At 66.1% G+C, this 22,929-nt stretch carries 18 protein-coding genes; 13 read left to right on the plus strand and 5 right to left on the minus strand.

The window, feature by feature from the left end:
• Positions 1-41: 41 nt before the first annotated feature.
• Positions 42-1,043: a LacI family DNA-binding transcriptional regulator gene (locus tag LDO15_RS03215; protein WP_223983955.1), complete on the plus strand. Its 1,002-nt coding sequence runs from the start codon at positions 42-44 to the stop codon at positions 1,041-1,043.
• An 82-nt stretch (positions 1,044-1,125) separates the two neighbouring features.
• Here LDO15_RS03215 and LDO15_RS03220 read toward each other — a convergent pair whose 3' ends face one another.
• From LDO15_RS03220 to LDO15_RS03235, 4 genes are all read right to left on the minus strand, one after another.
• Positions 1,126-3,729, minus strand: a complete 2,604-nt coding sequence (locus LDO15_RS03220) for an alpha-L-rhamnosidase (RefSeq protein ID WP_223983957.1) — start codon at positions 3,727-3,729, stop codon at positions 1,126-1,128.
• A gap of 84 nt (positions 3,730-3,813) precedes the next feature.
• Positions 3,814-4,719, minus strand: coding sequence for a carbohydrate ABC transporter permease (locus tag LDO15_RS03225; protein WP_223983959.1), 906 nt, complete (start codon positions 4,717-4,719; stop codon positions 3,814-3,816).
• A gap of 6 nt (positions 4,720-4,725) precedes the next feature.
• A complete protein-coding gene (locus LDO15_RS03230; RefSeq protein ID WP_223983960.1) occupies positions 4,726-5,610 on the minus strand; it encodes a sugar ABC transporter permease in 885 nt (294 codons plus the stop codon).
• Between the two features lie 70 nt (positions 5,611-5,680).
• Positions 5,681-6,997, minus strand: a complete 1,317-nt coding sequence (locus tag LDO15_RS03235) for an extracellular solute-binding protein (RefSeq protein ID WP_223983961.1) — start codon at positions 6,995-6,997, stop codon at positions 5,681-5,683.
• 284 nt (positions 6,998-7,281) lie between these two features.
• On the opposite strand from LDO15_RS03235, the gene LDO15_RS03240 reads away from it, so the two are divergent.
• Positions 7,282-8,553, plus strand: coding sequence for an MFS transporter (locus tag LDO15_RS03240; RefSeq protein WP_223983963.1), 1,272 nt, complete (start codon positions 7,282-7,284; stop codon positions 8,551-8,553).
• A 66-nt stretch (positions 8,554-8,619) separates the two neighbouring features.
• Here the strand turns inward: LDO15_RS03240 and LDO15_RS03245 are convergent, their stop codons facing one another.
• Positions 8,620-9,627, minus strand: a complete 1,008-nt coding sequence (locus tag LDO15_RS03245) for a LacI family DNA-binding transcriptional regulator (protein ID WP_263428343.1) — start codon at positions 9,625-9,627, stop codon at positions 8,620-8,622.
• Between the two features lie 195 nt (positions 9,628-9,822).
• On the opposite strand from LDO15_RS03245, the gene LDO15_RS03250 reads away from it, so the two are divergent.
• From LDO15_RS03250 to LDO15_RS03300, 11 genes are all read left to right on the plus strand, one after another.
• A complete protein-coding gene (locus LDO15_RS03250; protein ID WP_223983967.1) occupies positions 9,823-11,388 on the plus strand; it encodes a sugar ABC transporter ATP-binding protein in 1,566 nt (521 codons plus the stop codon).
• The gene (locus tag LDO15_RS03255; RefSeq protein ID WP_223983969.1) at positions 11,385-12,407 is read left to right on the plus strand and encodes an ABC transporter permease; all 1,023 of its coding nucleotides are present in this window, start codon (positions 11,385-11,387) and stop codon (positions 12,405-12,407) included. The genes LDO15_RS03250 and LDO15_RS03255 overlap by 4 nt, the downstream gene beginning before the upstream one ends.
• Positions 12,397-13,410 (plus strand): ABC transporter permease, encoded by a 1,014-nt coding sequence (locus LDO15_RS03260; RefSeq protein WP_223983971.1) that lies wholly within the window; start codon positions 12,397-12,399, stop codon positions 13,408-13,410. The genes LDO15_RS03255 and LDO15_RS03260 overlap by 11 nt, the downstream gene beginning before the upstream one ends.
• A 58-nt stretch (positions 13,411-13,468) precedes the next feature.
• Positions 13,469-14,554, plus strand: coding sequence for a rhamnose ABC transporter substrate-binding protein (gene rhaS, locus LDO15_RS03265; protein ID WP_223983974.1), 1,086 nt, complete (start codon positions 13,469-13,471; stop codon positions 14,552-14,554).
• 142 nt (positions 14,555-14,696) lie between these two features.
• Positions 14,697-15,071 (plus strand): L-rhamnose mutarotase, encoded by a 375-nt coding sequence (locus LDO15_RS03270; protein WP_223983976.1) that lies wholly within the window; start codon positions 14,697-14,699, stop codon positions 15,069-15,071.
• Entirely contained in the window at positions 15,068-16,246 is a 1,179-nt protein-coding gene (gene rhaI, locus LDO15_RS03275; protein WP_223983978.1) for an L-rhamnose isomerase, read from the plus strand. Before LDO15_RS03270 ends, rhaI begins: the two co-directional genes overlap by 4 nt.
• A 3-nt stretch (positions 16,247-16,249) precedes the next feature.
• Positions 16,250-18,286, plus strand: coding sequence for a bifunctional aldolase/short-chain dehydrogenase (locus LDO15_RS03280; protein WP_223983980.1), 2,037 nt, complete (start codon positions 16,250-16,252; stop codon positions 18,284-18,286).
• Positions 18,283-19,842 (plus strand): rhamnulokinase family protein, encoded by a 1,560-nt coding sequence (locus LDO15_RS03285; RefSeq protein WP_223983982.1) that lies wholly within the window; start codon positions 18,283-18,285, stop codon positions 19,840-19,842. Before LDO15_RS03280 ends, LDO15_RS03285 begins: the two co-directional genes overlap by 4 nt.
• Positions 19,839-20,642, plus strand: a complete 804-nt coding sequence (locus LDO15_RS03290; RefSeq protein ID WP_223983984.1) for a (Fe-S)-binding protein — start codon at positions 19,839-19,841, stop codon at positions 20,640-20,642. Before LDO15_RS03285 ends, LDO15_RS03290 begins: the two co-directional genes overlap by 4 nt.
• On the plus strand, positions 20,639-22,219 hold the full coding sequence (locus LDO15_RS03295) for a LutB/LldF family L-lactate oxidation iron-sulfur protein (RefSeq protein ID WP_223983986.1): 1,581 nt from the start codon (positions 20,639-20,641) through the stop codon (positions 22,217-22,219). Before LDO15_RS03290 ends, LDO15_RS03295 begins: the two co-directional genes overlap by 4 nt.
• A complete protein-coding gene (locus tag LDO15_RS03300) occupies positions 22,216-22,857 on the plus strand; it encodes an LUD domain-containing protein (protein ID WP_223983989.1) in 642 nt (213 codons plus the stop codon). Before LDO15_RS03295 ends, LDO15_RS03300 begins: the two co-directional genes overlap by 4 nt.
• The last annotated feature ends 72 nt before the right edge of the window (positions 22,858-22,929 follow it).

Here is a 22,929-nt window from a genome sequence, read left to right on the forward strand (position 1 = left end):
GAGAAAGCACCACGGAAGCAGGGGTAGATTCTGCCCCGAGCATGAATGATGTGGCGCGCGTGGCACGTGTCTCGCTGGGCACTGTTTCCAATGTCCTGAACAAGCCCGAAATCGTGGCGGAGAGGACCCGGCAGCGGGTCCAGGCCGCTATCGATGAGTTGGGCTTTGTCCGCAACTCTGCGGCGCGTTCCCTGGCGGTCGGAAGCAGCCGGACGATTGGCTTGGTCCTGACGGATGTGGGCAACTCCCTCTTCGTGGACATTGCCCGCGGCGCGGAAAGTGCTGCGGGCGATAACGGCTATTCCCTGCTGCTGGCGAACAGCGACGTCAACCTGGAGAAGCAGGAGGGGTATCTCGACATTTTTGACGAGGCCCGCGTCGCCGGGATCATTCTTGCTCCGCTGGACGCCGGGTTGGACGGCGTGGACCGGGTGCGCCGCCATGGCCGCCACATCGTTCTGGTCAACTACGCCGGAGGCCGCACGGACTGCTGCAGCGTGCTGGTCGACGAGGAACGCGGCGGCTATCTCGCGGCCCGGCACCTCATCGATCTGGGACGCCGCCGCCTGGTGTTCGCCGGTGGTCCCGATGACCTGCATGCTGTAAACGACCGCCGTAAGGGTGCCATGCGCGCCGCCTCGGAGACCCGGGGTGCGGTCTCCCTCGAGGTGCTCCTGGGCCGGAGTCTCAACAGCCCGGAGGGGCGCCGAATTGCGGGGGACCTGGCCAGCCGGGGCCGCAGCAGGATGCCCGACGGCATCATTGCGCCGTCGGACCAATTGGCAGCGGGCATCATTCATGAACTCACGGGAACGTACGGGCTGCGGGTGCCGCAGGATATCGCGGTGATCGGGTACGACAACAACCAGTTCGCTACCGAGGGCGCCATACCGATGTCCACCATTGGCCAGCCGGGTCACGAGATGGGCCGGGTGGCCACAAAACTCCTTCTGGAGGAAGTCAACCAGCCCGGCGAGCACGTACACCGCAACCTGATGCTGGAGCCCACCTTGTTTGCCCGGGCCAGCAGCCTGGGCCGCTAAACCCAGAATGGCGCTCAACCCAGAACGGCGCTCAACCCAGAACGGCGCCGGGGCGGTTGTCCGCCCGGCGCCGCCGTGAGTTCTAAGCTACCGGCTCTACGGTGTAGCTGAACGCCCCCGATCCCACCTCGAAAGACGCCTGGTCGGGGAGCTCCACACGGCCCGTGCAGCCGGTCGGGACGTCCACCTGCACGCTCAAGCCACCGTTGCGCAGGGTCCAGGAGATGCTCGCTGTACCGTACGGTGTTTCGTGCCGCGCTGATGCGTGGCTGAGTCCTCCGCCGGGCCTGGGCTTGAAGAGGATTCTGCGGTATCCCGGTTCCAGCGGGGACATTCCGGCCACCACGCGGTGCATCCAGTCCGCCACGGCGCCCAGCGCGTAGTGGTTGAAGGAGGTCATGTTTCCCGGGTTGACCGTGCCATCCGGCTGCATGGCGTCCCAGCGTTCCCAGATGGTGGTGCCGCCCTGTTCCACGGCGTAGAGCCAGGAGGGGCATTCCTTCTCGAGCAGCAGACCATAAGCGGTATCGAGCGCGCCGACGTTAGTCAGTGCATCTGAGATGACCGGCGTCCCCGCGAAGCCTGTCGCAATCCTGTTTCCGCCGTCGGCCACGAGCTCGGCCAAGCGCCGCCCGGCCAGCTGTTTCTGCTCTTCACCCGGGAAGAGGTCGAAAACGATGGCCAGTGCATAGGCCGTCTGCGCGTCCCCGGCGACCGCCCCACTGGGGTAGACGTATTCGTCTGCGAAGGCCTTGGCGACAGCCCGGCCAAGCTCGGTGTAGTGCAGTTCGTCCGATGCGTTGCCCAGGACGCTGGCGATCTTCCCCAAGTGGGTGGCCGACCAAGCGAAGTAGGCCGTGGCCACCAGATAGGGGTCCGTTTTGGCCGCGGTGGGGTCGTGGGGCGGGGCGGTGGGGTCAAGCCAGTCGCCAAGCTGGAAGCCGGTGTTCCACAGGTGGCTGTCGCCCGCTTTGGCGTCCATGAGATCCACCCACGCTTTGGCGCTGTCGTACTGGTCCCGAAGCACCTGGGTGTCCCCGAAACGCTGGTATATGGTCCAGGGGGTCAGGACTGCCACGTCGCCCCAGACGGCGCCGGGCCGGATAGGGGTCCACTCGTCGCCGCCGGGGATGACCGGGACGTACCAGGGAATGGTTCCGTCCGGCAGCTGTTCGACGGCGACGTCCTTGAGCCAGGACGTGAGCATTCCGGAGCAGTCGTAAAGGAACGAAGCGGTGGGGGCGAAGACCTGGATGTCCCCGGTCCAGCCGAGCCGTTCGTCGCGCTGGGGGCAGTCGGTGGGGATGTCCACGAAGTTGCCGCGCATACTCCAGCGGACGTTTTCGTGGAGACGGTTCAGGTCCGGGTTGGAGCTGTCGAACCAGCCGGTGCGTTCCATGTCCGTGTGATAAACGCGCGCTACCACGTTCTCGCTGATGTCCCCTCCGGTCCAGCCGTCGATTTCGGCGTAGCGGAAGCCGTGGATAGTGAAGCGCGGCTCCCAGGTTTCCGGTTCCGTGCCGGCAAGCGTGTACGTATCGGTGGAGATGGCACGGCGGAGCGGACGGGTGAACAGCTCACCGTCCTGCAGCACTTCGGCATGGCGCAGCGTGACTTGGTCGCCCGGCTTGCCCTGCACGGTGATCCGCAGCCGGCCCACCAGATTCTGGCCAAAGTCCACGAGCACCTTGCCTGCCGGGCTGGTGAATACGTGGACGGGGCGGACTTCCTCTGTGCAGCGGACCGGCGGACCATCCGGGGCAACGAGCGTGGCCGGATCGCGTTCGACGGTTGTCACCGGGCTCCAGCCGTCGTCGTCGAACCCGGGTTGGCTCCAGCCGGCCGGCAACTGCCGGGCGTCATAGCTTTCGCCCTCATAGAGGCCGGTGAAGCCGATGGGACCAAACCCGGCCTTCCACGACGTGTCGGTCCCGACCACGCTGACTGACCCGTCCGCGTGGGTGATGTGGAGCTGTGCCAGCAGGGCCACTTTGTCGCCGTACAGGTTGCGGTAGCCGTCGTGGAAACCGATCCGTCCGCGGTACCAGCCGTCGGCCAGCCAGCTTCCGACGGCGTTGGCCCCTTCGTGGAGCAGTCCTGTCACGTCGTAGGTGCAGTAGCGCAGCCTCTCACCGTAGACGGTCCAGCCGGGGGAGAGGATGTCTGTGCCCACCCGTGCGCCGTTGACTTCCATTTCGAACAGGCCGTGGGCCGTGACGTGAAGCCTCGCCTTGGCGATGGGGGAGTGCACGGTAAATTCGCGCCGGAGCAGCGGAGGCCGGCGGTCCGATTCCGGATCTTCCTCCCACGCCGGAGTGATGGCAGATGCAATCCAGTTCCCGGGTTCCAGCAGACCGGCCTCAACAGTGGAAGGTTCACTCCAATCACTGGGCGCTCCGTCACCGGCGGCTGCTCCTGCCTCCGGTGAGCCCCAGACGCGGACCCGGACGGACACTTCCTCCCCGGAACGCAGGGGCTCGGCCGGCCAAGGAACCAGGACGGACTCTCCTGACGCGATGGGACTGCTGAGGACAGTTTCGCCGTTCCGCGTGGTTTCAACCTGGTATGCCGACTGGGTCCAGCCCGGCGCGCCCCAAGTTTTCCAGGAGATTCGGGGGCGGCTTGCCCCAATGCCGAGTGCCTCGCGGTGGTGATCGAAGGCTACGGGCATAACGGTCGGTGGCATGGTGTGGATCTCCTGGGATTGTGGGGAGGGACGTGCAGGTTTGCAGGCGGGTGGGGTGGCCGGGCGTGGCTTCAATGCAGTGTCCTAGCCTTTGACGGCGCCGCCGGCCAGGCCCTTCATGACGCGCTGGTTGAGGAAGAGGTAGAGCACTAGTGTTCCCAGAACGTTGATGCAGATGGCGGCGAAGAGGGGGCCGTACTGGACTGCACCGAATTCTCCGGTGAAGTTCAGGAGGCCGACCTGGATGGTGCTCAGGTCCGCGTTGTTAGTGAAGGTCAGTGCGATGAGCAGGTCGTTCCAGATGAAGAAGAACTGCACCAGGGCGACGGTGAAAACGGCATTGCGGACCATGGGGAAACCGATGGAGAAGAATGCCCGGATCATGCTGGCGCCGTCCAGTGCCGCGGCTTCGAAAACTTCCCGCGGAACGGCGCGGAAGTAGGTGGCCATCATGAACACGGTCAGCGGCAGCCCGGTGGCGGTGTAGGTGATGATCAGCGGCCAGAGCGTGCCGGTCAGACCGACCTGGAAATAGGCGGAAAACAGCGGGAGCAGGATCATCTGTCCGGGGACCATAATGCCGGCCAGGAAGACCAGGAGAACCGTGCCGCGGCCCTTCCAGACGAGGACTTCCAGGGCAAACCCGGCGGCTACTCCGAACAGCACGATCAGAAACAGCGACGGGATGGTCGCGATGAGGCTGTTGCCGACGTACGTGGCGATATTTCCGGTGGTCCAGGCCTCGACGTAGTTGTCGAGGTTGAAGTTCTGCGGGAGGGCCCAGACCGGGCTGTTGAGAAACTCGTCTTGGGTTTTGAAGGAGCCCATGAACAGCCAGACGAGAGGATAGATCTCGACAACGAGCAATATGGCGATCAGTATCTGGACCGGGGCTCGTTTGAGGAACTTGTTCGGTGAAGTGCGGGGCCGTTGGGGTGCAGGCAAGGGCTTGTGGCTGGCGCGGGTGGGCAGCGCGGTGGGTGCGGTCATCGTCGGTCAGTCCTTGGTGAGGTCGCGGCGGGACGAGCGGAAAATGAAGAGCGTGACGACCAGGCACAGAATCGTGAGCAACAACGCAATAGAGCTGCCGTAGCCGTAGTCGCCGTAGGTGAACGAGGTGCGGAACATCAGCAACGTCAGAGGAGTTGTCGCGCTGCCCGGGCCGCCGTTTGTCAGGGCCACGATGGAGTCGAAGACCTTCAGGGTGCCGTTGATGCTGAAGATGATCGATGAGAGCAGCACCGGCAGGGACAAGGGCAGGACGATATGCCGGAGCAGGTGCAGCCCGCGGGCGCCGTCGAGGCGGGCAGATTCGAGGATGTCATCGGGGATGTCGACGAGGCCGGTGTAGAGCAGGACGGCGTAGAACCCCATGGACCGCCAGAGGTCCATGATGACGATGACCAGAAATGCCGTGCTGCCGTCGCCGAGCCAGTCGATCGATCCGAGGCCCACTGCGTTCAGGGCTGAGTTCACCAGGCCGTTTTGCGGGGCGATTTCGAACATCTTTTGGAACAGCAGGGCGACCGCAACCGTGGGGAGCACCACCGGGAAGAAAACCAGGGTGCGGATCAGACTGGAGCCGCGTTTCAGGGCGAAGACGTAAAGCAGGGACAGCATGTAGCCGAGCAGCACCTGGCCGATCGTGATGACGACGGCGTAGCGGAGCGTGAACCAGAGAGCCTCGCCGACGGCGGGGTCAGTGACGAGCTTTTCGAAATTGGAGAATCCAGCGAAGGTGAAGCCTGTGATGGCGTTGCCGGAAAGGAAGGTGTAGCCGGCCGACCAGAATACGGGTAACAGCATTGCCACGGTGTAGACCACCAGGGCCGGGCCGAGAAGGACAACGATGGCCTTTTTGTCTCCCAGGACGTTGTTCATGGTGCTTCTTTCATCGGAATTTGAGTGGCTGACGGCCGGGGCCGGCCTGCGCCGGCCCCGGCCGGGCAGGCTACTTCGAGTTCAGATCGTTCTGGACGAGTTCCATGAACTTCTGCGGGGTGACACTGCCGGACGCGAGGCCTGCGGCGTTGGTCTGGCTCGTGGTGGTGGCCTTGGTGCTGAAGAGCGCCTCAAACCACAGCACGCTTTCCTTGGTGTTGTTCACCGTTTCCTGGGTGGACTTGACCAGCGGCGGAATGCTGTCCACCGGCGTGCTCAGCTTGAACCCGGAGATCGAGTTCTTGTCCTTGAGAGCCGTGCTGCCGTAGTTGGTGGCGATGCACTTGAGCCACGCGGAGGCGTGGCTGTCGTACTTCTTGGCGTTGAACGTCATGGGCAGGCCGACGTTCGTGGCGTACTGGTTATCGATGCCTTTGCCGCCGCTAACCTTCGGGAACGGCATGAAGCCGATGTTCTCTTCGCCGATCTTGTTCTGCGCCTTGTCATTGAAGTTCGAAAGAATCCAGCTGCCCATGTAGAACATGCCTGCCTTGCCGCTGAGGAACTGCGAGGCCGCGGTGTCGTAATCGATCGAGCCGACACCCTGGCCGAAGTAGCCCTTGGCGCCGAGATCGGCAACGGCCTGGGCCGCCTTGACGTATTCCGGGTCGGTAAGCTTCGCCTGGCCGTCGGCTACCTTCTTCAGGGCATCGGGGCCGAGGTCGCTGAACAGGTAGCCGCTGACCAGCCGGGTGAGGGGCCAGCCCTGCTTGCCGGACGCGGCAAGCGGCGTGATGCCGGCGGCCTTGAGCTTTTCACCTGCGGCGACGAAATCGTCCCAAGTCTTCGGCTCGGTAATGCCGTTGTCGGCGAAGATCTTCTTGTTGAACCAGATGCCCTCCACGTTGTACTGGTACGGCAGAACGTTCAGCTTTCCGCCATACAGGGACTTGATGGTGGCCGCCGCGCCCGGAAGGATCGCGTCGGAGATGTTCAGCTCCTTGAGCGCCTTTTCGAAGTCCAAGACGTTTCCGGACTTGTCCAGATCCTGCGTCAGTGCCGGGGCGTTGCCGGCCGCAAACTGGGCCGGCAGCGCGTTCTGCCCGGCGAGCAGCTGCAGCTTTTGGTCCAGGCTGGTTTGCGGGACGGTCTCGACCTTCAGCGGAGCAGCAGCGTTTTCTGCCTTGCACTGGTCCTTGCTCAGGGCCTCCAGCTCGCCGCGGATGGTCGTGTTCTCGACGTTGGTCAGATAGCCGAAGTCCTTCGACCCCTGGGCGGACGACCCGCCGCCTGCGCCGCATCCGCTGAGCAGCAGAGCCAGCGCGCCCGCTGTTGCGATGACGGGGGCAATAGCGCGGGCCTTGGGCCGCGACAGTACAGAAACCACAGTTCCTCCTTGAAGTGTGCTCCGAATTGAAGCGTTTCAAGTTTGAGTATGAAGTCTTGATCGACAACGTGTCAAGCGTCACCCCGGCTTCATTCCCTGGGGATTTTTCCGTAAATCACTTCAGGCCGTTGACCATCGGGGCACGCCACCCTTACAGTTGAATCGATACAATTAAAGCGCTTCAACCATCGATGGCGGCCGTCCGCATCGTGGCTCGTGACGGCTCGGTCCGGAGTCTCCGCGCGGCCCCGCCGATCCTGGAAAAATGATTCAAGGAAGAATCCATGACTAGCTCAACCGATGTCCTATCGACCCGCCAGGTTTGGTGGACAGCAACCATCGCCGGAATGGCCTCGTACCTGGACGCCGCGGCGATCGTCACGACCGGCACGGCACTTGTCCTCTTTCAGGGCACATTCAACCTCGGTCCAGTGGAGATCGGCCAGCTCTCCGCCCTGCTGACCGTCATGATCGCAGCCGGCGCCCTGGTGGGTGGCCGCATGGGGGACCGGTTTGGCCGGCGCAAGGTCTTCACATGGACGATGTGGGTCTTTGCACTCGGCGCCCTTTCCCTCGTCGTCGCGACAGGCCCTGGCATGTTGTATGCCGGGGTGGTCCTTCTTGGCTTCGCGGCCGGCGCGGACCTTCCCGTGTCGATGGCCATGATTTCCGAGAGCGCCCCTCCCGGAAAGAAGGGCAAGATGGTCACCTTTTCGCACGTCCTGTGGATGGCGGGCGTCCTGGTGGTCATGGTCCTAGGCATCGTCGTCGGTGACCTCGGAGAGCTCGGCGCACGGATTATGTACGGCCACCTGCTCGTTGTTGCGCTCATTGTCCTGGTGCTGCGCGCAGGCCTCCCGGAATCGCGGGAGTGGACGAGGGCACGGCTTGAAGCCGCTGCCGAGCAGGTGGATCTCGGTTCCCTGCGGCATTTGGTGCGCTCCCGCTACTTGGGTCCGCTCGTAGCGACGGGACTCTTCTACGCGATTGCCAACGTGGCCGCAAACACCAACGGCCAGTTCAGCACATACCTTTACACGAACGTCGCCGGGGCCAGCGTCGCCACGGCCTCAGCCTTCGGTTTGCTCGGCTTCGGCTGCAGCTTCATCGGCATGCTTGTCACCATGAGGGTCGTCGACACGCGCTGGAGGATGCCGGTTTTCACGGTCGCAGCGTCCATTTCCATCGCAGCCTTCATCATCCCCGCGACACTCGGCGTGAGCACCTGGACATTGGCTGTCATGGGCGTCCTCTACTCCATCGGCGGCGCCATCGCGGGCGAGCCGATGTTCAAGGTCTGGTCTCAGGAGCTTTTCCCGACCAAGCACCGCAGCAGCGCCCAAGGAATCACCATCGCCTTTACCCGCGTCGTAGCAGCGGCCATTGCCCTGATCACCCCGCAAGTCATCGCGGCCGGGGCCCAGGCGCTGTTCATCTTCCTCGTATTGACGACGCTGGCCTCATGCCTGATCGGGACCCTATGGCTGGCCAGACTCCCCAAGGCATCTGACACGGCCGAGGATTTGCACGAAAAGGCATTGGCAAGCGTCCGCTAGCTGCACTCCCTGCAAACGCCATAAACGGGCTGATGGCGCCGCCCTGGGCGACGCTCGCGTCCCTCGTTAGCCATGCTGAGCAATGGCCGGAGTCTGGCGCCGGGTGCTCTGCCGGGCAACGAGTTCGGGCGTGAACACCACCTGGCTGTGCACGTGGCCGGGCTCGTCGTCGATTTCGGCGAAGAGGAGCTGGGCGGCACGTTCGCCGATCAGCTGCCTCGGCTGGCTGATGGAGGTCAGCGGAATGCTCGATTGCGACGCGAAGTCGATGTCGTCGAAGCCCACGATTGCGATGTCCTCGGGCACGCGGAGCCCGTTGGCGGCGAAGGACTGCAGGAGTCCCAGTGCCAGCTGGTCGTTGGCGGCAAAAACGGCGTCAGGGCGCTTGGCCGGCTGGAGATTGCTGATGAGATCGCCGATCTGGCGCCCGCGCTCAAATTTCAGGTCCGGCGTTTCAAACAGTTGAATGGGGACCCCCGCCTCTGCCGCCGCCTCGGCGGCGCCCCGGTACCGGTCCTCGACCTGCTGCAGAGTGAACGGGCCGCCGACGAACGCCGGGCGCACCGAACCGACGCTCAGGAGGTGGGTGAGGGCAGTCGCGCCGCCGGCGACGTCGTCCACCGAGACCGAGCAGAATTCATCCGTGCTGGCGAGCCGGTCAACGAGCACCGAGGGAATGCCCCGGGAACGCATGGTTTCGAGCCGTTGAAGAACCTGGCCGAACGGAGTGATCAGAACGCCCTGGACCCGTTGCTGCTCGAAGAGGTCCAGATAGGCCAGCTCCCGCCCGGCGTCTTCGGCGCTGTTGGCCAGGATGAGGGAATGCTTGTGGTCTTCGGCGACGTTTTCGGCCCCGAGCGCCACATCGGTGAAGAAGGGGTTGCGGACGTCCAGCACCAGCATGCCGAGGCTCCTGGTGGACCCTGACCGCAGCGACCGGGCTGATTCGTTGCGCACGAAACCCAGCTGGTCGATGGCGGCCAGCACGCGGCTCTTCTTCTCCGGCGACACCTGCTCCGGCCGGTTGAGGACATTGGACACGGTGCCTACGGAAACCCCCGCAAGCGCGGCCACATCCTTCAGCTTTGCACCCGGGTCGCCTGGCACCTGTGAACCTCCCCATTCCTGAATCGAATCAATCCGTTCCATTAATGTTACTTCGTTCACATGATCTGCCCGATGGTTTGCTGGTTGACACACCATGGAAACACGCTCTAACGTGTGAGGAGGTTCACAAATGAATCGATTCATTACAAAGGAGTAACGGACATGGCCGAAGCACAGGACGCCACGGTTCGGAGTCGCCGGAGTGCCGAGGTGGCCGATGTTCCAGTTTTGGAACTGCGGGATATCCACAAGTCCTTCGGCGCGGTGCACGCGCTGCGAGGCGCCAGCCTCAGCCTGTACCGGGGTCAGGTCACCGCGCTGGTCGGAGAAAACGGCGCCGGCAAATCCACCATGGTCAAGACCCTCGCGGGGCTGCACCAGCAGGATCGCGGCGAGGTCCTGTTGGATGGCGAGGAGGTCTCGTTCCGCGATCCACTCCATGCCCGCGAAGCGGGGATTGCGGTCATCTACCAGGAACCGACCATGTTCCCGGACCTCACCGTCGCCGAGAACATCTTCATGGGCCGGCAGCCGCTGCGCTCCCTGCGCCGAATCGACCGGAAGGCGATGCGCCGGCAGGCACTTGAGCTTTTTGAGCAGTTGGGGGTCAAAATCGATCCCGACCGGGCCGCACAGGGTCTTTCCATTGCCGACCAGCAGGTGGTGGAAATCGCCAAGGCCATTTCGCTCGACGCGCGCGTCCTGATCATGGACGAACCGACGGCGGCTCTTAGCGGCGTCGAAGTTGACCGGCTTTTCGCCGTCACCCGCACCCTGCAGGCCCAGGGGGCCGCCGTATTGTTCATCTCGCACCGCTTCGAGGAAGTCTTTGCCCTGGCGGACTGGATCACCGTAATGCGCGACGGCGCGCACGTCGCCACCGCCCCTGCCGCCGAACTGACGGTTGACGGCGTGATCCGGCAGATGGTCGGCCGCGACGTCGCCTCCCTGTTCCCGAAGCAGGAAACGCAGATCGGGGCCACTGCCCTCGAAGTGAGGGGACTCAGCCGCAAGGGCGTCTTCTCGGACATTTCCTTCACCGTGAAGGCCGGCGAAATCGTCGGTCTCAGCGGCCTGGTCGGCGCCGGGCGCTCCGAGGTGGCGCGGGCCGTCTTCGGCATCGACAAATACGATTCCGGCGAAGTGCTGGTCCGCAACGAGCCGCTCAAGTCCTTGTCGCCCCGGGCCTCGATGGCCGCCGGTCTCGCGTTCGTGCCGGAGGACCGGCGCAAGCAGGGCCTTGTCATGGAACTGAACGTCAGCCGCAACCTCACACTGACGCTCCGGCAGAAACTGAGCCGTTTCGGCCTCCTCACCAACCAGGCCGAGGCCAAAGCCACCACGGAATGGGCCAAGAAGCTCCAGATCAAGGCGGGGTCCCCGATGTCCCCGATCTCGACTCTCTCCGGCGGCAACCAGCAGAAGGTCGTCCTGGGCAAATGGCTCGCCACGGGACCAAGGATCCTGATCATCGACGAACCCACCCGCGGAATCGACGTCGGCACCAAGTCCGAAGTGCACCGGCTCATCTCCGAGCTCGCTGGCACGGGCCTCGCCGTCCTCATGATCTCCTCGGAGCTGCCCGAGATCCTGGGCATGTCGGACCGCGTCCTGGTGATGCACGAGGGGCGGATCACCGCAGAACTTAGCCGCAAGGACGCCACGGAGGAATCCGTCATGACGGCCGCCACGGGAGTCGACCCGAAAACCAAGGAGACAACAGCGTGACCACCCTAACCCTGCAACGTCAGCCGTCCATGGCATGGCTGGGGACGTTGACCCGATCCCGTGAATTCAGCGTGTTCCTGGCGCTGGTCATCCTGATCGCCGTCACAGTAGCGGCCAACCCGCGGTTCTTGAGCGGGCAAAGCATAAAAGACCTGCTGCTGAACTCCTCGATCCTGGTGATCCTCGCCGTCGGCCAGGCGATCGTGATCGTAACGAAGAACGTCGACTTGTCGGTCGGGTCTGTGCTCGGACTGACAGCCTTCGCCACGGGAAAGATCTTCATCGCGCTGCCGGACCTCCCCGTGATCGCGATGCTCGTTATCGGCATCGCCTTCGGCGCCGTGCTGGGGGCCATCAACGGAGCGCTGATCGCGGTGGCCAAGGTGCCGGCCCTGGTGGTCACCCTGGGCACCTTGTACATCTTCCGCGGCGTTGACTTCGCCTGGGCCCAGGGCCAGCAGATCAGCCCCTCGGACCTGCCGGCAGACTTCCTGGCCCTCGGCGCCGGCACCCTGCTGGGATTCCCTTACTTGGCCCTGATTGCCCTCGCGGTCGTCATGGCATTCGGGCTCTACCTGAAAAACCTGCGCTCGGGACGCGAGTTCTACGCCATCGGTTCAGACGTCCAGGCCGCCCGCCTCTACGGAATCCGGGTGGGGCGCAAGGTCTTCTCCGCCTTCGCGATCTCCGGCGCCCTCGCCGGACTCGCCGGGGTGATCTATGCGGCCAAGTACGGCAACCTGGACGCGACGGCGGGCCAAGGCCTCGAACTGAACGTCGTGGCCGCGGCCGTGGTGGGCGGGGTTGCCATCGCCGGCGGTGTCGGCACGGTCTACGGGGCCGCCCTCGGCGCCCTCCTCCTGACCACCATCACCTCCGCCCTTCCGGTCCTGGGAGTCTCGCCGTTCTGGCAGCGCGCCATGATCGGCGTCTTGATCCTGGCCTCGATTGTCCTGGACCGATACCTTGCCCTGCGCACCGAGCGCCGTCTGAGAGGACACGATTCACATGCTGGTTGATACAGCACCGCCGGCAGCAGAAACCCGCCGCACCCCCCGCTTCGGCTTCCTGCGCAGCTGGGACACCGCCATCATTCTGGCCCTCGTGGCCAGCATCATCGTCGCCTCCATGACCGTGAGCGGGTTCGCCACGTCCCGCAACGTCGGGTTCCTTCTCATCGACGTGATCCCGGTCCTGCTGCTGGCCCTGCCGATGACGCTGATCATCGTGACCGGCGAGATCGACCTGTCCGTCGCCAGCATCGCAGGCTTCGTCAGCTGCGTGTTCGGAGCGCTCTGGAACTCCGGGATGCCAATGGAGACGATCATTCCGTTGTGCATTGTCCTCGGCGCTGTGTCCGGGGCACTCAACGGATTCCTGGTCTCCGTGGTCGGCCTGCCGTCACTGGCCGTGACCATCGGCACCCTGGCGTTGTACCGCGGGCTGGCCTTCGTTGTCCTCGGGGATCAGGCCGTCACCAGCTTCCCCCGCGCCATCACCACGGGCCTGCAGGCCAAGATCGGCTCCACGGGCATCCCGGTCTGGATCCTGCCGGTCATTCTCCTGGTCATCATTTTCGGTGTCGCCCTGCACTTCACGGGCTTCGGCCGTTCCCTGTTCGCCATCGGCTACAGCGTGGACGCCGCCCGGTTCTCGGGAATCGGCGTCGCGCGGACCAAGTTCTGGCTCTTCGTCATCTCCGGCACCGTCGCGGCGCTGGTCGGCGTGTGGTGGACCCTGCGGTACGGAAGCGCACGCGGTGACAACGCCACGGGCCTGGAACTGTCCGTCATCGCGGCAGTCCTGCTCGGCGGCGTGTCCATCTTTGGCGGCAAAGGCACCCTGCCGGGCGTCATCGCCGGCGTCGGGCTCCTCGCCATCCTGCGCAACGCGCTCCAGCTGGCCAGCGTCCCCGAGGACACCCTGTCCATGCTGACCGGCGGCCTCCTGATCCTCGCCGTCGTCGCCCCCAACGCCATCACCTGGATCCGTTCCCTTTCCCGCAAGGCTTCAACAACCTGACCACCGTCCCCACCACAGCAACAATGACGTTCAGTTGAAAGGCACCACTATGAAATTCATGTCCACGACCAGATCCCGCCGCCTCGCGCCGGCCTACATCGCCGCCGCCACGGGACTCGCGCTGGCACTTAGCGCCTGCGGCGGAACCACCAACACCTCCAGCACGGCCGGCGCCGGAGCCGCCTCGTCCAGCGCGGCAGCCGATCCGAATGCCCCGATCAAGGAGGGGCTGAAGGTGGCGTTCCTGCCCAAGCAGCTGAACAACTCCTACTTCACGGTCACTGACCGCGGCGGCAAGGCTGCGGTCGAGGAATACAAGGGCATCTTCTCCGAGGTGGGTCCGTCCGAGGCCAGCGCCTCCAGCCAGGTGAGCTACATCAACACCCTCACGCAGCAGGGCTCCAACGTCATCGCAACCTCGGCCAACGATCCCAAGGCCATCTGCTCGGCACTGGACGAGGCCCGCAGTGCCGGAGCAAAGGTGGTCACCTTTGACTCGGACACCGATCCCTCCTGCCGCGACATCTACATCAACCAGGCCACCGCGGAAGGCATCGCGTCCACCCAGATCAAGCTCATCTCCGACGCCATCGGTCCCGACGGCGGGGACATCGCCATTCTGTCCGCCACGGCGAACGCCACGAACCAGAACGCGTGGATCGAGCTGATGAAGAAGGAACTTCAGAAGCCCGAGTACGCCAAGCTCAAGCTCGTCGCGACCGCCTACGGCGATGACAACGCCCAGAAGTCCCAGCAGGAAGTCCAGGCGCTCCTCCAGGCCCACCCCACGCTCAAGGGCATCATCTCGCCCACGACCGTCGGCATTGCCGCTGCCGCCCAGTACCTGTCCGGGTCTGAATACAAGGGCAAGGTGCAGCTGACCGGCCTCGGCTTCCCGAGCCAGCTCAAGGAATTCCTGAAGAACGGCACCATGAAGTCCTTCGCCCTGTGGGACGTCGAGAAGCTCGGCTACCTCGCCGCCTACGCCGGTGCGGCCCTCGCCTCCGGCCAGATCACCGGTGCCGAAGGCCAGACGTTCAAGGCGGGCACGCTGGGCGAGTTCAAGGTCGGCCCCAACTCCACCGTTCTGCTCGGCGAGCCCACCGTCTTCACCGCGGAGAACGTGGACCAGTACAACTTCTAGGCTCCTTTTTCAGGCTGCCAGTTCCGGCGCTGACGTCATGATCAGCGCCGGAGTTGGCGGAACAAATTCGCAGAATGCTATTGTCTAAATGAATCGATTCAATCGGTCGAATGATCAAGAGTCGAGATCAGGAGAATTCCTCATGAGGGTGTGCTTCCGCTCCTCGGTCAAACCCAGCCAGATCCCCGAATACCGGCGCCGTCACGCCGCTGTGTGGCCGGAGATGCTCCGGGAACTCAAGGCAGCCGGCTGGAACAACTACTCGCTGTTCCTCGCCGACGACGGGCTGCTCGTGGGGTACGTGGAGTGCGACGACTTCGACGCAGCGCGGGCCCGCATGGCCCTGACCGAGGTGAACGCCCGCTGGCAGGCCGAAATGGCGACCCTGTTCGACGACGAAGAGCAGGCACCGGACCAGGGCTTCCTCCAGCTCACGGAAATTTTCAATCTCGAGGACCAGTTGTCCGCGGCCAAAGACGCCGGGGACAACCACCAACAGCAGAAGGAACAATCATGAACACCACAGAAACGGCCCTGAGTCGCCTCGGGGAACTCGCCATCGAGGTCCCGTCCTGGGCCTACGGCAACTCCGGCACCCGCTTCAAGGTGTTCGGTACCCCGGGCACTCCGCGCACCGTCCAGGAGAAGCTGGCCGACGCCGCGAAGGTCCACGAACTCACCGGTCTGGCGCCCACGGTTGCGCTGCACATTCCCTGGGACAAGGTGGATGACTATGCGGCCCTGAAGGAGTACGCCGCGGACCTGGGCGTGGGCTTGGGCACGGTGAACTCCAATACCTTCCAGGATGACGAGTACAAGTTCGGCTCCCTGACCTCTTCGAACCCCGCGGTGCGCCGCCGCGCGATCGATCACCACCTCGAGTGCCTTCAGATCATGCACGCCACGGGCTCGCGCGATTTGAAGATCTGGCTCGCGGACGGCACCAACTACCCGGGCCAGGACGACATGCGCGGCCGGCAGGACCGCCTCGCCGAATCCCTGCAGGAGATCTACGCTGGCCTGGGCGCGGAACAGCGCCTGGTGCTGGAGTACAAGTTCTTCGAGCCGGCTTTCTACCACACCGATGTTCCGGACTGGGGCACGTCCTACGCGCAGACCCTGGCGCTGGGGGAGAAGGCCTTCGTCTGCCTCGACACCGGCCACCATGCCCCGGGCACCAACATCGAATTCATCGTCATGCAGCTGTTGCGCCTGGGCAAGCTCGGCTCCTTCGACTTCAATTCCCGCTTCTATGCGGACGATGACCTGATCGTCGGAGCTGCGGATCCGTTCCAGCTGTTCCGGATCATGCATGAGGTCATCCGTGGCGGCGGCTTCGGCAAGTCCGCAGGAGAGAATTCACGTGTCGCCCTGATGCTGGACCAGTGCCACAACCTGGAGGAAAAGATCCCCGGCCAGATCCGCTCCGTGCTCAACGTCCAGGAAATGACGGCCCGCGCCCTGCTCATCGATACCGACGCGCTGGCCGAGGCCCAGCGCAACGGCGACGTCCTGGCCGCCAACGGCATCTTCAACGATGCCTTCTACACCGATGTCCGTCCTGCACTGGCGCAGTGGCGTGAATCCCGCGGCCTGCCCGCGGACCCGATGGCCGCCTTCAAGGCCAGCGGTTACCAGAAGAAGATCAACGAGGACCGCGTCGGCGGCCAGCAAGCCGGATGGGGCGCATAAGTAATGATGAACAAGACTGTTGAAGAGCTGATCTCCCGTTCCAACCGCCTCGGCGCGGACAAGCGGAACACCAACTTCGCCGGCGGCAACACCTCCGCCAAGGGCACCGAGAAGGACCCCGTGACCGGCGAGGACGTCGAGCTCCTGTGGGTCAAGGGCTCCGGCGGGGACCTGGGCACGCTGAAGGCCGAAGGCCTTGCCGTGCTGCGGCTGGACCGGCTGCAGGCGTTGAAGAACGTGTACCCCGGCGTCGAGCGTGAAGACGAGATGGTGGCCGCGTTCGATTACTGCCTGCATGGCAAGGGCGGCGCCGCGCCGTCGATCGACACCGCCATGCACGGCCTGGTGGACGCCGCACACGTGGACCACCTGCACCCGGACTCCGGCATCGCCATCGCCACGGCCGCCGACGGCGAAGCCCTCACCAAGGAGATCTTCGGCGAGAAGGTGGCTTGGGTGCCGTGGCGCCGCCCGGGATTTCAGCTGGGCCTGGACATCGCCGCGATCAAGGACGCCAACCCGCACGCGGTCGGCACCATCCTCGGAGGCCACGGCATCACCGCCTGGGGCGCCACCAGCGAGGAAGCCGAAGCCAACTCGCTGTGGATCATCGAGCAGGCCGAGCAGTACATCAAGGACCACGGCCGGGCCGAACCGTTCGGGCCGAAGCTCCCCGGCTACGCGGCCCTCCCGGAAACCGAGCGCCGCGCGAAGGCCGCCGCCCTGGCCCCGGTGATCCGCGGGCTCGCCTCGACGGACAAGCCCCAGCTGGGGCACTTCAGCGACGACCCCGCCGTTCTGGAGTTCCTCGAAGCCGCCGAGCACCCGCGACTCGGCGCCCTGGGCACCTCCTGCCCGGACCACTTCCTTCGCACCAAGGTCAAACCGCTGGTCCTGGACCTGCCCGCCGACGCCCCGGTCGAAGACTCCGTGGCCCGGCTCAAGGAACTCCACACCGCCTACCGCGAGGACTACCAGGCCTACTACGACCGGCACGCGACCCCGGACAGCCCCGCCCTGCGCGGCGCGGACCCGGCGATCGTCCTGGTGCCCGGGGTGGGCATGTTCTCCTTCGGGGCGAACAAGCAGACCGCCCGCGTGGCGGGGGAGTTCTACCTCAACGCCATCAACGTCATGCGCGGCGCCGAGGCCGTCTCCAGCTACGCCCCGATCCAGGAATCCGAGAAGTTCCGGATCGAATACTGGGCCCTGGAAGAAGCCAAGCTCGCCCGGATGCCCAAGCCGAAATCCCACGCCGGCCGGATCGCCCTGGTGACCGGGGCGGCGTCGGGCATCGGCAAGGCGATCGCCACCCGCTTCGCCGCCGACGGCGCGTGCGTGGTCATCGCTGACCTGAACCTGGACAACGCCCGGGCCGTGGCCGCGGAACTCGGCGGCGCCGACGTCGCGATCGGCGTCCAGGCCGACGTCACTGACGAAGCCCAGATCGCCGCTGCCATCCAGGAAGCCGTCCTGGCCTTCGGCGGACTGGACCTGGTGGTCAACAACGCCGGGCTCTCCATCTCCAAGCCGCTGCTGGAAACCACGGAGAAGGACTGGGACCTGCAGCACAACGTCATGGCCAAGGGCTCGTTCCTGGTGGCCAAGGCCGCCGCGCAGGTGATGATCGGCCAGGAGATGGGCGGCGACATCATTTACATCTCCTCCAAGAACTCCGTGTTCGCCGGCCCGAACAACATCGCCTACTCCGCCACCAAGGCCGACCAGGCCCACCAGGTCCGGCTCCTCGCCGCGGAACTGGGCGAGTACGGCATCCGGGTCAACGGCATCAACCCCGACGGCGTGGTCCGCGGCTCCGGGATCTTCGCCGGCGGCTGGGGCGCAAAGCGCGCCGCCGTCTACGGCGTCGACGAGCAGGAACTGGGCAAGTACTACGCCCAGCGCACCCTGCTCAAGCGCGAAGTCCTGCCCGAAAACGTGGCCAACGCCGCCGCCGTACTCACCGGCAGCGAGCTCTCCCACACCACCGGGCTCCACATCCCCGTCGACGCCGGCGTGGCCGCGGCCTTCCTGCGATGAGCACGGAAACCTCAGCGGCTGGCACTGCCCCGGCACCCGTGGTGACGAACAGCAGTGCAGTGCCCGGCGGCCTGTTCGCCGGCAGTGTCTTTGTCGCTATCGACATCGGCGCCTCCTCGGGCCGGGTCATCCTGGGCAGGGTTACGGGCGGCCCCGGTGGGAAGAGCGCCGGGCTGGAGACGGTGCACCGCTTCCCCAACGGGGTCAAGGAGTTCGACGGCGGCCTCCGCTGGGACTTCGACGCGTTGTTCGCCGAGGTCCTCACGGGGCTGGCGGCCGCCGCTACGGCGGCCGCGGCCCGCGGGGAGAGTATCGCCAGCATCGGGATCGACACCTGGGCCGTGGACTACGGCCTGGTCAACGCCGCCGGCGGCCTCGTCGCGGCGCCCTTCAGCTACCGCGATGACCGCAGCCGTGCCGCGGTCGCCCGGGTTCACCAGCTCCTCGACCCGGCCCGGCTCTACGCCACCACGGGGCTGCAGTTCCTGCCGTTCAACACGATTTACCAGCTCGCCACCGAGCCCCGCCTGGACGGGCTGCAGGCGCTGCTCATCCCGGACCTCATCGGGTTCCTGCTGACGGGCCGGCGCCGCACCGAGGCCACCAACGCCTCCACCACCGGGCTCTTCGACGCCGTCGCGGGGGAGTGGGCCACCGAGTTCCTGGCCGCCCTGGACCTGCCGAAGGACCTGTTCCCGCCGCTGATCCAGCCCGGCGAAACGGTCGGCACCCTCCGACAAGACATCGCCGAACGCGTGGGCCTGCCCGAAAGCACCCCCGTGGTGGCCGTGGGCTCGCACGACACCGCCTCGGCCGTCGCCGCCGTGCCCGCAGGCGCCGGAGGCGATGAGGAGAAATTCGCCTACATCTCCTCGGGCACCTGGTCGCTGGTCGGCGTCGAACTGTCCCACCCGGTCCTGACCGAGGCCAGCCGTGCCGCGAACTTCACCAACGAACGCGGCGTGGACGGCACCATCAGGTACCTGCGCAACGTCGGCGGCCTCTGGCTGCTGAGCGAGTGCCAGCGCACCTGGGCGGGGGAGGGTTACCGGCCCGGGCTCGAGGAACTGCTCGACGCCGCCGCAGCGCTTCCTGCCGGCGGCCCGCTCATCAACGCCGACGACTCCTACTTCATCGCCCCCGACAACATGCCCGACCGCATCCGGGCCGCGGTCCGCAACACCGGCGCGGTCCTCCCGGAGCATCCCGCGCACATCGTGCGCTGCATCCTGGACAGCCTCGCCGCCGGCTACGCCCGGACCATCTCCGACGCCGAAAGGCTCGCGGACCTGAGCACCGACGTCGTGCACATTGTGGGCGGCGGATCCCAAAACCGGCTCCTCTGCCAGCTCACCGCCGACGCCACCGGCAAACCCGTCCTGGCCGGCCCCGTCGAAGCCACGGCGCTGGGCAACGTCCTGGTCCAGGCCCGCGCCGCCGGCGTGCTCGGCGGCGGCCTGGACGAGCTGCGCGCCGTCGTGCGCGCCTCCGGCCAGCCGGCCGAATACGCGCCGAGCCGCCGTGCGGAACATCAGAGGGCCGGAGGTGCCCTGTGAGGATCGCGCTCTTCGCCACGTGCATCGTGGACGCCATGTACCCGGGCACGGCGCGCGCCACCGTGGCCATCCTGGAACGGCTCGGCCATGAGGTCATCTTCCCTTCCGGGCAGGCGTGCTGCGGGCAGATGCACGTCAACAGCGGCTACTTCAAGGAGGCGCTGCCGGTTGTCGCCAACCACGTGAAGGCTTTCGAGGCGGAGGAGTACGACGTCGCCGTCGCACCGTCCGGCTCCTGTGTCGCCTCCGTGAAGCATCAGCACCCCATGGTCGCCCGCCGCTGCGGAGACTCCGGGCTGGAGGCCCGGGCGGCCGGCGTCGGAGATAAAACCTATGAGCTGTCCCAGCTCCTGGTGGACGTCCTGGGCGTCACGGATGCCGCGGCGCAGCTGGGATCCTACTTCCCGCACCGGATCACCTACCACCCGAGCTGCCACGGCATGCGGCTGCTGCGGCTCGGCGACCGGCAGCTGGACCTGCTGCGCTCGGTGGCAGGCATCGAGCTGGCCGAGCTGCCCGAGGCCGAGCAGTGCTGCGGCTTCGGCGGCACCTTCTCGATGAAGAACGCGGACGTGTCCTCGGCGATGCTCGAGGACAAGACCGCCAACATCTGCGGCACCGGCGCCAGCCTCTGCACTGGCGGCGACGCGTCCTGCCTGATGCATATCGGCGGCGGCCTGTCCCGGCAGGGCAGCGGCGTCACCACGATGCACTTCGCCGAGATCCTGGCCAGCACTCTCGAGCATCCCGCCGCCGTCACCGGCGACGTCCGCCTCACCACCGGAAGGACCGCACGATGAGCGGCACATTCCTGGGGATGCCGTCCCTGCCCGTCTTCGGCATCGGCAACCTGCACGAACACGAGCCCTTCCCCAAAGCCGCCCGCCGCGAACTCGGCAACACCCAGCTGCGGGCCAACCTCGGCCACGCCACCCGGACCATCCGGGACAAGCGGCTGGCTGTCGTGTCCGAACTCCCCGACTGGGAGGAGCTGCGCGACGCCGGCCGGGCGATCAAGGAATCCGTCATGGCCCGGCTGCCGGAGCTGCTGGAGCAGTTCGAGGCGAACTTCACCGCCCGCGGCGGGACCATCCACTGGGCCCGCGACGCCGGCGAGGCCAACGCGATTGTCGCCGACCTCATCCGGGAGCAGGGCGCCGACGAGGTGGTCAAGGTCAAGTCCATGGCCACCCAGGAAATCGGCCTCAACGAGTACCTCGAGGAACAGGGGATCGCGGCGTTCGAGACCGACCTCGCCGAGCTCATCGTCCAGCTGGACCACGACAAACCCAGCCACATCCTGGTCCCGGCCATCCACAAAAACCGCAGCCAGGTCCGGGACATCTTCCTGCGCGAAATGGAGGGCGTCGATCCGGAGCTGACCAACGAACCGGCCCGCCTCGCCGCCGCCGCCCGGGCCCACCTGCGCCGCAAATTCCTCAGCGCCAAGGTGGCCGTGTCCGGCGCGAACTTCGCCCTCGCCGACTCCGGCACGCTCGCCGTCGTCGAATCCGAGGGCAACGGGCGCATGTGCCTGACGCTCCCGGAAACCCTCATCACCGTCATGGGCGTGGAGAAGCTGCTGCCGGCCTGGGAGGACCTTGAGGTGTTCATGCAGCTGCTCCCGCGGTCCTCCACCGGCGAGCGGATGAACCCCTACACCTCGCTGTGGACCGGTGTCACGCCCGACGACGGGCCGCAGAACGTCCACCTGGTCCTGCTGGACAACGGGCGCAGCGCCGCCCTGGCCGACGAAATGGGCCGCTCCGCCCTGCACTGCATCCGCTGCAGCGCCTGCATGAACGTCTGCCCCGTCTACGAACGCACCGGCGGGCATGCCTACGGCTCCACCTACCCGGGACCGATCGGCGCCATCCTCTCCCCGCTGCTGACCGGGATCACGGCGGAGGAAAACAACTCCCTGCCCTACGCCTCATCCCTGTGCGGGGCCTGCTACGACGCCTGCCCGGTGAAGATCAACATCCCGGACATCCTGGTGCACCTGCGCGGCGAGGACGTGGACAGCAAACGCGGCAAGAAGAAACTGCCCAGCCAGATGGACCTCGGCATGAAGGCGGCCTCCTGGGCGCTGTCCTCCGGCAAGCACCTTGGGCTGGTCGAGAAGGCACTGCCGCTGGGCCGGCTCGCCGCCGGACCGGATAAGAAAATCACCAAACTGCCCGGCATCGCCGCCGGCTGGACCCAAAGCCGCGACATCCCCGCCCCGCCGGCGCAGTCCTTCCGGCAATGGTGGGACAAGGAACACCAGGCCCCGGCCGCCCCGGCGGACGCAACCGGCCCCGAAGCCCCCGGCGCCGGGGCCCCCGGCACTATAGAGACCAGCAACGGATCCACCGGCCCGAAGGAGAACCCGTGAACGCGCGCGCAGAAATACTCGACCGGATCCGCTCCGCCCTCCGGGACGCCCCGGCCGTACCCGAAGTGCCGCGGGATTACCGGCGCTCCGCCGAACATGGCCAGGAAGAACTCATCGAGCTGCTGACGGACCGGCTCCTGGACTACAAGGCGAACGTCTTCGTCGAGGACGCTGCCGCAGTGCCGCAGCGCCTCGCCGCGCTGCTCGAAGGCACCGTCCGCTACGCCGTCCCGCACGGCCTGGACCAGGCGCTGTTCGCGGCGGCGGACGTCCACGACGGCGGGCCGGCCCGCCGCGTCACCGACGCCCCCGGGCACCGGCTGGGCGTCGGGGAACTGGACGCGGTGGACGCCGTCGTCACCGGCAGCGCCGTCGCGGTCGCCGAAACCGGCACCATCATCCTCGATGCCGGCCCGGACCAGGGCCGCCGGGTCATCAGCCTCGTCCCGGACCGGCACATCTGCCTCGTCCGGGCCGGAGACATCACCGCCATCCTGCCCGAGGCCCTCCGCCGGCTCGACGGCACCCGCCCGCAGACCTGGATCAGCGGCCCCAGCGCCACGAGCGACATCGAACTCGAACGCGTCGAAGGGGTCCACGGCCCGCGGACCCTGGATGTCGTGATCGTGCGCGAATAGGGCGGGACGCCGGCCGGAGTCATTCCGGGGCCGCCAGGCGCGCTTGGGGGCGGCGCCCTCATGGGGGGCAGG

The organism is Arthrobacter sp. NicSoilB8, from assembly GCF_019977355.1.
GTDB lineage: Bacteria > Actinomycetota > Actinomycetes > Actinomycetales > Micrococcaceae > Arthrobacter.

Bases quoted from the DNA above. Each gene is read 5' to 3' on its own strand.
- LDO15_RS03215 (WP_223983955.1), top strand. From the start codon at position 42: ATGAATGATGTGGCGCGCGTGGCACGTGTCTCGCTGGGCACTGTTTCC.
- LDO15_RS03220 (WP_223983957.1), bottom strand. From the start codon at position 3,729: ATGCCACCGACCGTTATGCCCGTAGCCTTCGATCACCACCGCGAGGCA.
- LDO15_RS03225 (WP_223983959.1), bottom strand. From the start codon at position 4,719: ATGACCGCACCCACCGCGCTGCCCACCCGCGCCAGCCACAAGCCCTTG.
- LDO15_RS03230 (WP_223983960.1), bottom strand. From the start codon at position 5,610: ATGAACAACGTCCTGGGAGACAAAAAGGCCATCGTTGTCCTTCTCGGC.
- LDO15_RS03240 (WP_223983963.1), top strand. From the start codon at position 7,282: ATGACTAGCTCAACCGATGTCCTATCGACCCGCCAGGTTTGGTGGACA.
- LDO15_RS03250 (WP_223983967.1), top strand. From the start codon at position 9,823: ATGGCCGAAGCACAGGACGCCACGGTTCGGAGTCGCCGGAGTGCCGAG.
- LDO15_RS03260 (WP_223983971.1), top strand. From the start codon at position 12,397: ATGCTGGTTGATACAGCACCGCCGGCAGCAGAAACCCGCCGCACCCCC.
- rhaS (WP_223983974.1), top strand. From the start codon at position 13,469: ATGTCCACGACCAGATCCCGCCGCCTCGCGCCGGCCTACATCGCCGCC.
- LDO15_RS03270 (WP_223983976.1), top strand. From the start codon at position 14,697: ATGAGGGTGTGCTTCCGCTCCTCGGTCAAACCCAGCCAGATCCCCGAA.
- rhaI (WP_223983978.1), top strand. From the start codon at position 15,068: ATGAACACCACAGAAACGGCCCTGAGTCGCCTCGGGGAACTCGCCATC.
- LDO15_RS03280 (WP_223983980.1), top strand. From the start codon at position 16,250: ATGATGAACAAGACTGTTGAAGAGCTGATCTCCCGTTCCAACCGCCTC.
- LDO15_RS03285 (WP_223983982.1), top strand. From the start codon at position 18,283: ATGAGCACGGAAACCTCAGCGGCTGGCACTGCCCCGGCACCCGTGGTG.
- LDO15_RS03295 (WP_223983986.1), top strand. From the start codon at position 20,639: ATGAGCGGCACATTCCTGGGGATGCCGTCCCTGCCCGTCTTCGGCATC.